Origin of the sequence: Thioclava sp. DLFJ4-1 (genome assembly GCF_002020145.1) — a bacterium.
Lineage (GTDB): Bacteria > Pseudomonadota > Alphaproteobacteria > Rhodobacterales > Rhodobacteraceae > Thioclava > Thioclava sediminum.
On the sequence record NZ_MPZT01000001.1, the window covers coordinates 585282 to 599800 of the forward strand.

The window sequence follows — 14519 nt, forward strand, 5'->3', positions numbered from 1 at the left end:
AATATTGCAACGAAAATAGTATCCACAGGGCGCCGAAATCATATGAAACATATATATTTCAGCGACTTAATATCCTTACTTAGCGTCAACAATGAAACTTATCCACAGGGCGTTCTTGACGTTACGAAAACAATTGCGTCCAAGGCGAGGCGAATCGCCGCACCGGGCAATGTGTCGCGCGACGACCGATAGAGGCCGGATTTCAGTGGAAATCTCGGCTCGGAAAAAGCCGTTTCGCCTGCTCGCGCGGATGGCGTGCGGTGGTCTGCGGACGGGGCCTCGGAGCGTCGTCCGCCTGGGGTGTGGTGAGGCCCAGAACGTCGTCGAGCGGGTGTCCCAGATCGGCCAGTCGCGGGGACAGATCCTCGATCTTTTCGGCGATCAGATGGACCACCACTCCCTCCCGTTCGAGCCGCCCTGAGACCCGCAGAAGACGCCCGCCCATCACCGCCCGGCGGAACCGTTCATAGAGCTTTGGCCAGACCACGACATTGCTCACACCGGTCTCGTCTTCGAGGGTGATGAAGATCACCCCGGAGGCCGTTCCGGGGCGCTGTCGGGTGATCACGAGGCCGCAAACCGTGAGCCGATTTTGCCGCGTGCCGACCAGTTCGCAATGCGGCGTGAGGCCGGAAATCGAGGGGCGCAGCAACTCCATCGGGTGGGCGCGGAGGCTCAATCTTAGCGCCACGTAATCCTCCACGACCTCCTCTCCCAGATGCATCGCGGGCAGCTCCACGGCCGGTTCGCGCCCCCCTTCCCCATCCATCGGATCGGCGAAAAGCGGCAGTGGCGCGGGGGCGCGGATCGCCTTCACGGCCCAGAGCGCATCGCGCCGCGTGAGGCCAATTCCGGCAAATCCATCGGCCTCGGCGAGGCGTTCAAGCACATGCGGCGGCGTGCCCGCGCGCAGCCACAGGCTCTCCGGATCGGGGTAGCCATTGCCCCGTGCAGCGACGATCCAGCCCGCGTCCTCCTCGCGAAATCCCTTGATCTGGCGAAAGCCCAGACGCAGCGCCAAGGCGCCGTCCGCACGGCGTTCCAGCGAGCTGTCCCAGCTCGAATGGTTCACGCAAACGGGCCGCACTTCGACCCCGTGTTCCCGCACATCGCGCACGATCTGGGCGGGGGCGTAAAAGCCCATCGGCTGCGAATTCAGGAGCGCGCAGGCGAAGATCGCGGGGTGGTGGCATTTCAGCCAGGAGGAGACATAGGTGAGATGCGCGAAGGCCGCCGCGTGGCTTTCGGGAAAGCCGTATTCGCCGAACCCCTCGATCTGGGAAAAGCAGCGATCGGCGAAATCGGGCGTGTAGCCGCGCGCCAGCATCCCTTCGACAAACCGGTCGCGGAAAGTGCCGATCGTGCCCATCTTGCGGAAGGTCGCGAGCGAGCGGCGCAGGCGGTCGGCCTCCTCCGGCGTGAAGCCCGCCGCGACCACAGCGATCTGCATCGCCTGCTCCTGAAACAGCGGCACGCCGAGAGTTTTGCCCAGCACGCCTTCCAGTTCCTGCGAGGGGAAATCTACCTTTTCGCGACCCTGACGACGGTTGATATAGGGGTGGACCATGCCGCCCTGAATGGGGCCGGGACGGACGATGGCGACCTCGATCACGAGGTCATAGAAGATGCGCGGACGCATCCGCGGCAGGAAGTTCATCTGCGCCCGGCTCTCCACCTGAAACACCCCCACCGCATCGGCGCGACACAGCATGTCATAGGTCGGCGCGTCCTCCTGCGGGATCGTGGCGAGCGACATATCGAGCTTCTCGTGCCCCGCCAGAAGGTCAAAGCTCTTGCGGATGCAGGTGAGCATCCCGAGGCTGAGAACATCGACCTTCAGGATGCCCAAAGTGTCGATATCGTCCTTGTCCCATTCGATGCAGGTGCGCCCCTCCATCGCGGCATTCTCGATCGGGCAGAGCGCGTCGAGGCGGCCTTTCGTGATGACGAAGCCGCCGACATGCTGGCTGAGATGGCGCGGAAATCCGATGATCTCGCCGATCAGTTTCAGCGTCTGCGACAGCCGCCGGTCGGAGGGGTCGAGGCCCAGCTCGCCCATCCGCGCATGGTCCGGCCCCTTGCCGGAAATGCCCCAGATCTGGCCCGCGAGGCTTGCCGTGACATCGGCGCTCAGCCCCATCACCTTGCCCACCTCGCGGATCGCGGCGCGGGTGCGGAAATGGATCACGGTCGCGCAGAGGCCAGCGCGGTCGCGGCCGTAGCGTTCGTAGATCCACTGGATGACTTCCTCGCGGCGCTCATGCTCGAAATCGACGTCGATATCGGGCGGCTCGCCGCGATATTTCGAGATGAAACGCTCGAAGACCATGCCGATCTGGTCGGGGCTGACATCGGTGATGCCAAGCGCCCAGCAGATGATCGAATTGGCCGCCGAGCCGCGCCCCTGACACAGGATGCCGCGGCTGCGGGCGAAGCTCACGATGTCATGGACGGTGAGGAAATAGGCAGCGAAGCCCAGCTCGGAGACGAGGCGCAGTTCCTTCTCCAGCAACCCCGCGTGACGTTCCGAAATCCCCCCCGGAGAGCGCCGGGCCAGCCCCTCGCGGGCGAGCCGGTCAAGCCGGTCCTGCGCAGGTTCGTTCTGAGCGACCTCATCGGGATATTCGTAGCTGAGTTCGTCGAGATCGAAGCCGCAGCGCGCCGCGATCTCGCAGCTTCGGCGCAGGGCTGCGGGGTGGCGACGGTAGAGCCGCGCCATGTCCTCGGCCCCTTTCAGGCGGCGTTCCGCATTGGGCAGCGCGCGGGTGCCAAGCGCGTCGATGGTGCAGCCCTCGCGCAGACAGGTCAGCACATCGGCCAGTTGTCGGCGCGACCCGCGATGCATCAGCACGTCGCCGGTCGCCACCATCGGCGTCGAGGCCCTCAGCGCGAGCGCCGCGCAGGCATCGAACCAGCGCTGATCCGAGCCGTCATAGCGCGGCGGCGCGCCAAGGAAGACCTGCCCCGGAAAGCGCCGCCGCATCTCCTGCAGCGGGCGGTAGGCACGGGCCAGATCGGCGGGCGGCAGGGCGATCAGGATCATCCCCGCGCAGCCCTCCAGCAGGTCCGCGCGGGTCAGGTGACACTCCCCCTTCCCCGCCCGGCGCTTGCCGCGGGTCAGAAGCTGGCTCAGCCGGTGATAGGCCGCGCGGTCGGTGGGCAGCGCCACCCATTCGACCGGGCAATCGGTGAGCACCAGCCGCGCACCGACGATCAGCTTCGGCAGTTTCGCGGTGGTTGGCCGGGCCAGATCCTGCGGTGAGCCGATGGGCTGGCGGGAGCTTTCATCGCGCTGGACTTCCGAGCGGATGCGCAGCGCCTCACCGATCTCGCGCTTGAGCTCCTTGAGCGCCGAAAACGCCCGGACCACGCCCGCGAGCGAGTTGCGGTCGGTGATCGCGATGGCCTCGAGGCCCAGCTCGGCGGCGCGCACCATCAGCTCCTCGGGGTGGGATGCGCCGGTGAGGAAGGTGAAGTTGGAGGTGGTGCAAAGCTCGGCATAGGCCAGCGGAATGGCGGGGGTGTTGGCGGTGGTCACGACCGTCGAGGGGGCGCTGCCCCCGCGCCCGTCGGGCGCCCCCCGGGATATTTCGGCCAAGGCGAAGGGGGCGGTCATGCGAAGACCCCCTCGACATACCAGCCGGGGTCTTGGGGAGTGTGGAACATCCAGAGCCGCAGCCCCTGCCCGGTCTCGACGCGCCAATAGTCGCGCATCCCGCGCCGCCAGTTCGGATCGTCGAACCACCATTCCGGGGTCAGCCGTTCCGGCCCCTCGATGCGTTCCGCGCTGAGCGACTGGCGGCGCCAGCGGAAGCGGCGGGGCGGATCGGGCGCATCCGCGATCAGCGGCTCGGGCGGGAACAGCCGCAGCGGACGGGGATGCGGCTGGTGCCAGTTGCCCTCGGGTTCGGTGAAGGCGGCGGGCGCGATCAGGAAGCTGCGCTCGGGGATATGGCTGTCGGCGGGCAGGTAGCGCTGGACGTTCTCCAGCCCGATGCGCAGCCCGATCCGGGTGATCAAATCGCCCAGCTTGTCGCGCCGCTCGGTGGCGATGGCGCCGATCTGGCGGGCGGGCAGTCGTTCGACCTGAGTGGCGGCGAGGCGCATCTGGTCGATCCCGAAGCCTGCATCGATATCCTCGATGCCGCGCGCGAAGAGGGCCGCGATCCGGGCGGGGTCGCGGAGCGGGGTGGCGAGGCGCAGCTCTACCTCCTGACTGGCCTGATCGACGCGGCGCAGGGTGAGGCAGAGCACCCGCGCGCCGGTCTCGTTTTCCTTGAGTTTGGCGCAGAGCCGGTCCAGCAGCCGCTCGATCCCGGCCATCACATCGGTCTGCTGCCCGATAGGTTCGGGTAGGGTCAGTCGGGTGCCGTAATGGGGCGGATCGGCCACGGGCGAGACCTGTTCGGGCAGATCGCCCAAGGCCTGATCGAGCCGCGCCATCAGCCCCGCGCCGAAGCGGCGCACGAGCGGCGCGCGCGGTGTGCGGGTCAGATCGCCGATCTCGCGCAGGCCCAGCCGCTGCAGCCCCGTGACCGTCTCATGCGGCAGGCGCAGCGCGGCGACGGGCAGCTTGCCCAGTGCCGAGAGCCGCGCGCCCGGCGCGGCCCGTCCGGAGGCGAAATGCGCCAGTGCCCAAGCCGCGCCGCGCGTATCGGCGAGGCCCAGCCGCGCGGTGATCCGGGCGCGCTCCAGCCGGGCGGCCATCTCGGCCATCATCGGCTCCTCCCCGCCCCAGAGGTGATCCGAGCCGGTGATGTCGAGCACCAGACCCTCGTCCTCCAGCCCCACCCACGGGCAATAGCGCGTGGCCCAGCGGCGCAGGGTTTCGAGGAATTGCGCCTCGCGGGCAGGATCGGCGGGCGCGGTCTGCAGCGCGGGGCAGAAGGCCCGGGCCTCAGATAGCGCCATGCCGCGCGCGAGCCCCTGCCCCTCGGCCGCCGCGTTCAGGCAGTGCAGCCGGTCGGTATTGCCCTCGCGCAGGACCAGCGCGAAGGGCCCCTCGATGGGCCGTGCGCGAAGAACCCGGTCGCTCGCCAGCCGGGGAAACCAGAGGGTGAGAATACGCCGTGTGCGCCCGTCGAGCATGTCGCTGAGCCTAGGGTTCGAGTCATTTGTTCGTGCTTTGTTCTTTTTAGATCTCGCGGGCTGCGGAGTCGAGTCCGTCTCGCGGACGGGCGCGTATCAGGGCGTGGCGATCGCGCCCTCGACGAAGGCGATCAGGCGCGGCAGGCAATGGGTGCGCAGATCGTAACGCTCGCACATATGGGCGCGGGCCGCCTCGCGCATCGGGGCGAATTTTTGCGGGGTCGCCAGCCCTTCGGTCAGTGCCTTCGACCAGCCTGGGATGTCGAAGAAATCGATCAGCCGCCCGGTTTGCCCGTCGGTGATCACCTCGCGCACCGGCGCGGTATCCGAGGCCACGATGGCGCAGCCGGCAGCCATCGATTCCATCAGCGACCAGCTGAGCACGAAGGGATAGGTCAGATAGGCATGGGTGCGGCTGACATGGAGCATGTCGACGTAATCGCCGTAAGGGATGCGGCCCAGAAAATGCACGCGGCTCATATCCAGCCGGTCGCGCACCTCGCCCAAGAATTTCTGCTTCCAGCTTTTGGCGTCCTTCGGCGGGGCGCCATAGCTTTGCCCCTCCTCGCCCACGATCAGCACATGCGCCTCGGGCCGCGCAGCCAGCACATCGGGCAGCGCGCGCATGAAGGAGTGGTAGCCGCGATAGGGTTCGAGCGAGCGGTTCACGAAGGTCAGCACCTCGTCGCCGGGACGGAAGGTGAGCGTCGTCTCCGGCACGGTGAAACGCGCCTGCGGGTTCGGTGCGAGCCGCGCGCAGTCCACCCCGTCATGGCAGATGGTGAGCTTGGCACGCAGCTCCGGCGGGAAGGTCTCGGCCTGAAACTCGGTCGGGGCAAGCCCCGCATCGGCCTGAACCATGGACTGGATCAGATGGGCCGAACGTGCGGTGGTGGAGATCCGGGTCTCGAGGCCGGGGCGCTGGAACTCCGCGTCGAAATCCGTGTCCATCCCGGTCGTGCGATACATCAGCTCGGCATAGACCAGAAGCTTCGCCTCGGGCCAGACCTCGCGCAGAAACAGCGTCTCGCCCCAGCCGGAATGGCCGAAGATCACATCCGGCACATAGCCGTGCTTGTCGCGCAGCTGCCGGGCGGCGAGTGCGACCTTTGCCCCGCGCGCCGCGCTTTCGGCATAAAGGCGCGTGAGCCGCGAGGACATCTCGACCGGATCGGGCTTGCGGTATTTCACCACCTTCACCGGCGAGGGGCGTTGGTTCGTCTCGACCGTCAGAGCCAGAATGTCATGCCCGCGCGCGGCCAGAGCCGGTGCCAGATGCACGAACTGGCCCGGGAAGTTCTGGTGAACGAAGAGGATCTTCATGCAATCTCGGGGGTCAGCGAACTCTCCCCCAAGGCGGCCACCATCAGTTGGCGGGTATAGGCGGTCTGCGGATTGGCGAAGACCTCCACCGCGTTGCCCGCCTCGACCACGTCGCCGCGCTTCATCACCATGATCTTGTGGCTGAGCGCGCGCACCACCCGCAGGTCATGGCTGATGAACAGATACGCGAGCCCGTGGCGCTTCTGCAGGTCGCGCAGCAGGTCCACGATCTGCACCTGCACTGTCATGTCGAGCGCGGAGGTCGGCTCGTCCAGCACCACGACCTTGGGACGCAGGATCATCGCGCGGGCGATGGCGATCCGCTGGCGCTGGCCACCCGAGAATTCATGCGGGTAGCGCTCCATCATCGCGGGATCGAGCCCGGTCTCCTCCATGATCTCGGCCACCATCTCGCGACGGTTGCGGCCCGGATCGACGCCGTGGACGGTCAGCCCCTCACCGATGATCTGTTCGACCGTCATGCGCGGGGAGAGCGAGCCGAACGGGTCCTGGAACACGATCTGCATGTCGCGACGCAGCGCGCGCAGTTTGTTCGCCTGCCAGTTGGAGATGTCCTGGTTCTCGTAGATGATCGGCCCTTCGGAGGCGATGAGCCGCATGATCGCGAGCGCGAGCGTGGTCTTGCCCGAGCCGGATTCGCCGACGATGCCCAGCGTCTCCCCTGCCCTCACCGACAGCGAGGCGTCGTTGACCGCCTTCACATGGCCGATGGTCTTGCGCAGCAGACCGCGCTGGATCGGGAACCAGATTTTCAGATGCTCGGTCCGCACCAGTTCGGGCGCATTCTCGGGCACCGGCTCGGCGCGGCCGGTGGGTTCGGCCTCGAGCAGTTTCTTCGTATAGGGGTGCTTGGGGTTGGCGAAGATGTCTTCGGTCTTCCCCTGCTCAACGATCTCGCCATGCTGCATGACGCAGACCCGGTCCGCGATGCGCCGCACCACGCCGAGGTCGTGGCTGATGAACAGAAGGCTCATCCCCAAGTCGCGCTTCAGATCGGCCAGCAGTTCGAGGATCTGCGCCTGAATCGTCACGTCGAGCGCGGTCGTCGGTTCGTCCGCGATCAGCAGGTCCGGCCCGTTCGCGAGCGCCATCGCAATCATCACGCGCTGGCGTTGCCCGCCCGAGAGCTGGTGCGGATAGTCCTGCAGCCGGTCCGCCGGGTTCTGGATGCCGACCTTGTCGAGCAGGTCGATGATGCGTTTCTTCGCCTGCTCGCCCGTCACGCCCTGGTGCAGCGCGAGGCTTTCGCCAATCTGCTTTTCCAACGTGTGCAGCGGATTGAGCGAGGTCATCGGCTCCTGAAAGATGAAGCTGATATCGTTGCCGCGCACCTGCATCAGCTCGCGCTCGGTCGCGCCGACCATCTCGCGGCCCTCGTAGCGGATCGAGCCTTCGACCTTTGAATTGCCCCCGACCAGCGCCACGGTCGACAGCGCGGTCACCGATTTGCCCGAGCCGGACTCGCCCACCAACGCGACGGTCTCGCCGGCGTTCACGGTGAAGCTCACGCCTTTCACGGCCGGGGTAAATTTGCCCTCGGAGCTGAAGGCGACCTTCAGGTTTTCGACCTCGAGAACCGGTTTCATCGGAACACCTTTCTGGGATCGAACGCGTCACGGATGCCCTCGAAGACGAAGACCAGAAGCGAGAGCATGATGGCGAAGGTGAAGAAGGCCGAGAAGGCCAGCCACGGTGCCTGCAGGTGCTGCTTGCCCTGTAGCGCAAGCTCCCCGAGCGACGGCGCGGAGGACGGCAGCCCGTAGCCCAGATAATCGAGCGAGGCGAGCGCGCCGATCGCGCCGGTGATCACGAAGGGCAGCATGGTCAGCGTGGCGACCATCGCATTGGGCAGGATGTGGCGGAACATGATCACCCGGTCCGATACGCCAAGCGCACGGGCAGCGCGGACATATTCGAAGTTGCGCGCGCGCAGGAACTCAGCCCTCACGACGCCCACCAGCGCGGGCCAGCCGAAGAGGATCGAGACCATGACAAGCAGCCAGAAACTTCGGCCCAGGATCGCGAAGAGGATGATGATGACGTAGAGCGCGGGTGTGGAGGACCAGATCTCCAGAATGCGCTGGAAGAACAGGTCCACCTTGCCGCCGAAATAGCCCTGCACGGCGCCCGCCGCGATCCCGATGATCGAGCCGATCCCGGTCACGATCAGCGCGAACAGAACCGAGGTGCGGAAGCCGTAGATCACCCGCGCCAGCACGTCGCGCGCGGTATCATCCGTGCCCAGCCAGTGATCGGCATCGGGGGCCGAGGGCGCGGTGCCCACATCGTTGATCGTGTTGTAGCTGTAAGGGATCGGCGGCCAGAGGAGCCAGCCCTTCTCGATCTTTTCGCCATCGACCTCGCCCGCCTGCAGCGCCTCGTTCGCGAAGGCCTTCGGGTCGTCCGCGTCGAAGCAGCCCTCGGTGCCGCCGGTCTCGATCAGGCATTGCACGGTCGGGTCGCGATAGATCGCCTCGGTGCGGAAATCGCCGCCGAAGGCGGTCTCGGGGTAGAAGTTGTAGATCGGGAAATACAGCTCGCCGCGATAGCTCACGACGATGGGTTTGTCGTTCGCGATGAACTCCGCGAACATCGCGAGGACGAAGAGCACGGCGAAGATGATCGCGGACCAGAAGGCACGGCGATTGGCCTTGAAGTTGCGCCAGCGACGTTGGTTGAGAGGAGACAATGCCATCAGCCGGACCTCTTCTCGAAATCGATCCGCGGGTCAACGAAGACATACATCATGTCGGAGATGATATTCACGACGAGCGAGATCAGCCCGAACATATAAAGCGTGCCGAAGATCACCGGGTAGTCGCGCTCCACCGCCGCCTGGAAGCCCAGCAGGCCCAGACCGTCGAGCGAGAAGATCGTCTCCACGATGATCGACGCGCCGAAGAAGATGCCGAGGAACTGCGCCGGGAAGCCCGCGATCACGATCAGCATCGCGTTGCGGAAGACGTGACCGTAGAGGACCTTCTTCTCGGACAGGCCCTTGGCGCGGGCGGTCATCACGTATTGCTTGTTGATCTCGTCGAGGAAGGAGTTCTTCGTCAGCAGCGTCATCGTGGCGAAGCTCGCGATCGTCGTCGCCGTCACCGGCAGCGCGATGTGCCACAGGTAATCGAGCGCCTTGCCGATCATCGTCAGCTGGTCAAAATTATCCGACGTCAGGCCGCGTAATGGGAATATCTTGAAATAGCTGCCGCCGGCGAACAGCACCATCAGCATAACCGCGAACAGGAAGCCCGGGATCGCGTAGCCCACGATGATCGCGCCGGAGGTCCAGGTATCGAAGGGCGTGCCGTCGCGCACCGCTTTGCGGATGCCGAGCGGGATCGAGATGATATAGGCGAGGATCGTCGACCACAGGCCCAGCGTGATCGAAACCGGCATCTTGTCGATCACAAGGTTCACGACGCTCTCGTTGCGGAAGAAGCTGTTGCCGAAATCGAAGGTCAGATAACCCTTCATCATGATCGCGAAACGCTGCCAGGCGGGGATTTTCTCCTTGTGGCAGGCCGGGTCCGCCAGATCGGGCGTGCCGGTGAAACCGTCGTCGCAGACGATCCGCGCGAAGCCCATCTGCACTTCGAGCTGATTGAGCAGCTCCGGAGAGATGCCGCGCGCGCCCTGATAGCCGCTATCCTCGACGCCGCCCTGGTTCTGCGTACCCGCATCCCCGCCGCCCGAGATATTGCGCATCGAATCCGCCTCGCCCTGCACGCGGGCGATGACCTGTTCGATCGGCCCGCCGGGGACGAATTGCGTCAGCGTAAAGTTGATGATCATGATTCCCAACAAAGTGGGGATCACCATCAGCAATCGCCGCAGGATATAGGCACCCATGTCCGGCCCTCTGCTCGTTTATCGGCGGTCGCTCAGAGTGCGCCGCTCGCTTTCAGTTTCTTGGCCTTGTCGGCGTCATACCACCAGAAATCCAGTTCTCCCAGAGCGTAGGGGGGCAAGTTTTTCGGGTGATCGTACATATCGTAATAGGCGACCGTATAGGTGGGCTTGAACCATTGCGGCACCCAGAAACGCAGGGCGCGCAGGCTGCGGTCCAGCGCATGGACGCGCGGCAGCAGCTCTTCTTCGGTATTCGCCTCTTCGACCATGCGGATCATCTTGTCGATCGCCGGATTCTTCAGCCCCATCGCGTTGAAGACGTCATCGGTCGAGCCCGAGCCGAAATACTGCTGCAGGTTCGAGCCGGGGATTTCGTCCTGACCCAGATGGGTGGTGATCATGTCGAAGTCGTGGCTGCGACGGCGGTTCTCATATTCGCTGTCATCGACGCGATCCATTCGGGCGTCGATGCCGAGCGCGCGCAGGTTCTGCACATAGGGGTTGATGACACGGTCGAAGGTCTGGCTGTCGTTGAGGATCGCGACGGTCAGCTTCTCGCCCTCGGCGTTGCGACGCATGCCGTCATCGCCGACGACCCAGCCCGCTTCTTCAAGCAGCTTCGCCGCCTTGCGCATGTTCTTGCGGTCCAGCTGGCGCTTGCCCGAGACCGGCTGGATCACCGCATCGTCGCTCAGCACACCCTCGGGAAGGTCCTTGGCGAGCGGTTCGAGGATTTTCTTCTCTTCCGCCGAGGGCTTGCCCTGCGCCTGCAGCTTGGAGTTTTCCCAGAAACTCTCGACCCGATCATAGAGGCCGTAGAACAGCGTTTCGTTCGACCATTCGAAATTGAAGACGAGCCCCAGCGCCTCGCGCACGCGGACGTCGTCGAATTTCGGCTCGCGCAGATTGATCGCGAAGCCCTGCCCCGAGGCGATATTGCCGTTGGGCAGTTCCGCCTTCACGACCTCGCCCGACTGCATCGCCGGGAAGTCGTAAGCGGTGGCCCAGATGATCGAACTGGCCTCGTTGCGGAAGGTGTAGGTGCCGGATTTGAAGCCCTCGAAAGCCGACTGGTAATCGCCGAAATACTCGACGCGGATCTTGTCGAAATTCGAGCGCCCCTTGTTGATCGGAAGATCCTTGCCCCAATAGTCGGGGTTACGCTTCCACGTGATCGCGCGATTGCTTTTGACGCTGTCGAACACGTACGGCCCCGAGCCGATGAAGGGCACCGGCGAGGTCTGCGACAGGTCGATGTTCTCCTTCTCGAACTGCGCCTTGGAGAAGATCGGCAGCGACGCCACCGACTGGATGATATCGCGGCGCGGGTAATCGGGCTGGAACTCGAAACGGATGTGCGTGTCGTCGATCGCCTCGGCCGATTTGACCTGCTGGGCGATCACCGCGCGGAAGGAGCTCAGCCCTTTGTCGCGCAACTGTTCATAGGAGAAGACCACATCCTGCGCGGTCAGCGGCGTGCCGTCGGAGAATTTGATCCCGTCGCGCAGCGTGAAAACGACCCAGTCCTTGCTCGGCGGATATTCGAGGCTCTTGCAGAGCAGGCAATACAGTTCCCCCACCGTATCGGCGGTGCCCTCCATCAGCGATTCCAGCGGAACCGAGGACAGCGCGGCGGCCCGACCCTGAATCGAATAGGGATTGTAATTGTCGAACCCGCCCGGCGCCCATTCCGAGATTTCTCCGCCCTTCGGCGCGTCCGGATTGACGTAATCGAGATGGGTGTAATCGGCGGGATATTTCAGATGTCCGAGCGTCGCGATCCCGTAGGAGGTGATCGTATCGCCGCTTTGCGTGCTGTCTTGTGCATGTGCGCCAAAGGCCAGTCCCGCCCAGATCAGACCCGCTGCAACCAGCCCGCTCAGCGCGCGCGGCGCCACCTGCGTCCAATCCGTATCGATCGCTTTACTCGCCACTCGCGCTTTTGCCATGCACACCTGCTCCCTGCTCCAAAGCGTTTTCGCGTCCGCCTAGCTAAAAGCCTAAGTGCGCAGGGAGCAAGTTACGAATCTGTAAAGCAGGACGGGAAATGCAAAAGGCCGCCCAAAGAGGCGGCCTTGAGAAGATTCGAGAGGGATTTGCCTCAGTTCGAATTCTCTTGCAGATAGGCAATCACGTCGTTGCGGTCTTCGGGCTTCTTCAGACCGGCAAAGGACATCTTGTTGCCCGGGATGTAGTCTTTCGGGTTCTCCAGCCACGAGTTGAGCGCTTCGAGCGTCCATTCGCCACCGTGGCTCTTGAGGGCGTCCGAATAGGAGAAGTCCCCGACCGAGGCGACCGCGCGACCGACCACACCATCGAGATGCGGGCCAACGCCGTTCTTGCCTTCCATCGAGTGGCAGGCCTTGCACTTGCCGAAGATCTTCTCGCCCTTGGCCGCGTCGCCGGTGCCAAGCTCGATCTGTGCGACTTCCTCTTCCTGAGCCGCGCCATCGCCTGCGTCCTCAGTCGCCAGTAGGTCGCCGGGGGCTGCGGACATCATGTCCTTCATTTCGTGCTCGCTGCCGCCCGAAGCGTCGTGGCTCTCGCCAACGGTATAGAGCGCGCTCGAGGCCCAGGCCGTGAGCAGGAAGAACAGCAACGCGCCCAGAAACGCGCCCGCCGCCTTGGTAAAGGTCATGGTATTGAACATGTCTCGTCCCTGATATGCGTCGTCGTCCCGCGCATCTATCCGCACAGGGCCTTTCAGATCAAGGGAACTTTACCAGATGTGATCGGATTTTCAGAGGGTGGATAATGAATGACGCGGCGTGAGCCTCCCACGTCCCGGCCCTTCCCTTCCGCGCGGGCACGGGCTAGGCAGGGCGCAAGACAAGATCAGTGCGGGGGATTGCACATGAGCCGCCAAGGACAATCGCCGAAAACCGGTCGGATCGCCTTTCAGGGCGAGCTGGGCGCCTATTCGCATCAGGCCTGCCGCGATGCACGCCCGGACCTCGAGCCGGTCCCCTGCCGCACCTTCGAGGACGTGATCGCCGCCGTGAAGAAAGGCGATGCCGATCTCGCGATGCTGCCGGTGGAGAACTCCACCTACGGGCGGGTGGCCGACATTCACCGCCTGTTGCCGGAATCGGGGCTGCATATTCTCGATGAGGCCTTCGTGCGTGTGCATATCAGCCTGATGGCCCTGCCCGGCGTCGAGATCGAGGAGCTGGAAAAGGTTCGCGCGCATCTGGTGCTTCTGCCGCAGGCGGCGAGCTTCCTCGCGCGCTACGGCATCCGTGGCGAAGCCGCCGCCGACAGCGCGGGCGCAGCGGCCGAACTCGTGCAGGCGCAGACCCGCAGCGTCGGCGTGCTGGCCTCGGACATGGCCGCCGAGACCTATGGCCTCAACATCCTCGCCCGCCATATCGAGGATCACGCGCATAACACCACGCGCTTCCTGATCATGGGCACCGAGCCCGACACCCGCCCGCGCGGCGAGAAGATGATGACCACCTTCGTCTTCCGGGTGCGCAACATCCCGGCCGCGCTCTACAAGGCGATGGGCGGCTTCGCGACCAATGGCGTGAACATGACCAAGCTGGAAAGCTACATGGTCGGCGGGCATTTCACCGCGACCCAGTTCTACGCCGATGTCGAAGGCCACCCGGACGATCCGGCGCTGGCGCGTGCGCTCGAAGAACTCGACTACTTCACCAGCTATCTGGAAATTCTGGGCGTCTATCCCTCCGCCCCCGAACGCGACGGCTAAGGATCAGGGCGTCAGGCGGTTTTCTCGTGCTGACGCTCGATATCCTGCGCGAATTGCTCGATCCGCTCCTTGAAGCGACGTTCCAGATTGCCCTTACCGAGCTTGGCCGACTGGATCATCAGCCGCGCGCCGAGGCTGCGCGGCCTCAGATCCAGCCCGACCTGCAGACGCGTGCGGGTCTTCGACAGATCGGTCAGATCGAAATCCATCACCGCCTCGAAACTGTTCGACATGCCCTCATAGACGATCAGCTCCGGCACTTCGAATTGCTTCACATCGGTGATCATCTGGCGCTGCTTGCCGCGAAAGCGAAAGCCGATATCCCAAGACATGCCCGCGCCGGGTTCGCTCAGCGTGTCGAGCCGTTTCAGCGTGATCCCGCGCCGCATCGCCACCCGCTCGAAGCTGCCGAAATCCGCGAGCCGCTCGAAGACGAAACCGGCGGGCGCGGAAATATCGGTGCGGGTCGACAATTTCATCAGGCGAGTTCCTCAGGGCAGCAGATCGGAGACCGGGGAGTGGC

At 64.6% G+C, this 14519-nt stretch carries 10 protein-coding genes; 1 reads left to right on the forward strand and 9 read right to left on the reverse strand.

Annotated features, from left to right (window positions below; genetic code table 11):
* Positions 1-202 precede the first annotated feature (202 nt).
* The 8 genes from BMI85_RS02600 to BMI85_RS02635 form a co-directional block, all read right to left on the reverse strand.
* Entirely contained in the window at positions 203-3508 is a 3306-nt protein-coding gene (locus BMI85_RS02600) for an error-prone DNA polymerase (protein WP_246832490.1), read from the reverse strand.
* 104 nt (positions 3509-3612) lie between these two features.
* On the reverse strand, positions 3613-5088 hold the full coding sequence (locus BMI85_RS02605; protein WP_078599405.1) for a DNA polymerase Y family protein: 1476 nt from the start codon (positions 5086-5088) through the stop codon (positions 3613-3615).
* A gap of 96 nt (positions 5089-5184) precedes the next feature.
* On the reverse strand, positions 5185-6411 hold the full coding sequence (locus BMI85_RS02610; protein ID WP_078599406.1) for a glycosyltransferase: 1227 nt from the start codon (positions 6409-6411) through the stop codon (positions 5185-5187).
* Positions 6408-8018, reverse strand: a complete 1611-nt coding sequence (locus BMI85_RS02615) for an ABC transporter ATP-binding protein (protein WP_078599407.1) — start codon at positions 8016-8018, stop codon at positions 6408-6410. Before BMI85_RS02615 ends, BMI85_RS02610 begins: the two co-directional genes overlap by 4 nt.
* On the reverse strand, positions 8015-9127 hold the full coding sequence (locus BMI85_RS02620; protein WP_078519574.1) for an ABC transporter permease: 1113 nt from the start codon (positions 9125-9127) through the stop codon (positions 8015-8017). The genes BMI85_RS02615 and BMI85_RS02620 overlap by 4 nt, the downstream gene beginning before the upstream one ends.
* Positions 9127-10284, reverse strand: coding sequence for an ABC transporter permease subunit (locus BMI85_RS02625; RefSeq protein WP_078539650.1), 1158 nt, complete (start codon positions 10282-10284; stop codon positions 9127-9129). Before BMI85_RS02625 ends, BMI85_RS02620 begins: the two co-directional genes overlap by 1 nt.
* Positions 10285-10316: 32 nt before the next feature.
* Positions 10317-12233, reverse strand: coding sequence for an extracellular solute-binding protein (locus BMI85_RS02630; RefSeq protein ID WP_078599408.1), 1917 nt, complete (start codon positions 12231-12233; stop codon positions 10317-10319).
* A 152-nt stretch (positions 12234-12385) separates the two neighbouring features.
* Complete coding sequence (locus BMI85_RS02635) at positions 12386-12934, reverse strand: cytochrome c family protein (RefSeq protein WP_078519577.1); 549 nt, start codon at positions 12932-12934, stop codon at positions 12386-12388.
* Positions 12935-13138: 204 nt separating this feature from the next.
* Here BMI85_RS02635 and BMI85_RS02640 point away from each other — a divergent pair, with 204 nt between their 5' ends.
* Positions 13139-13996 (forward strand): prephenate dehydratase, encoded by an 858-nt coding sequence (locus tag BMI85_RS02640; protein ID WP_078599409.1) that lies wholly within the window; start codon positions 13139-13141, stop codon positions 13994-13996.
* A gap of 11 nt (positions 13997-14007) precedes the next feature.
* Here the strand turns inward: BMI85_RS02640 and BMI85_RS02645 are convergent, their stop codons facing one another.
* Positions 14008-14475 (reverse strand): SRPBCC family protein, encoded by a 468-nt coding sequence (locus BMI85_RS02645; protein ID WP_078599410.1) that lies wholly within the window; start codon positions 14473-14475, stop codon positions 14008-14010.
* Positions 14476-14519: the final 44 nt, after the last annotated feature.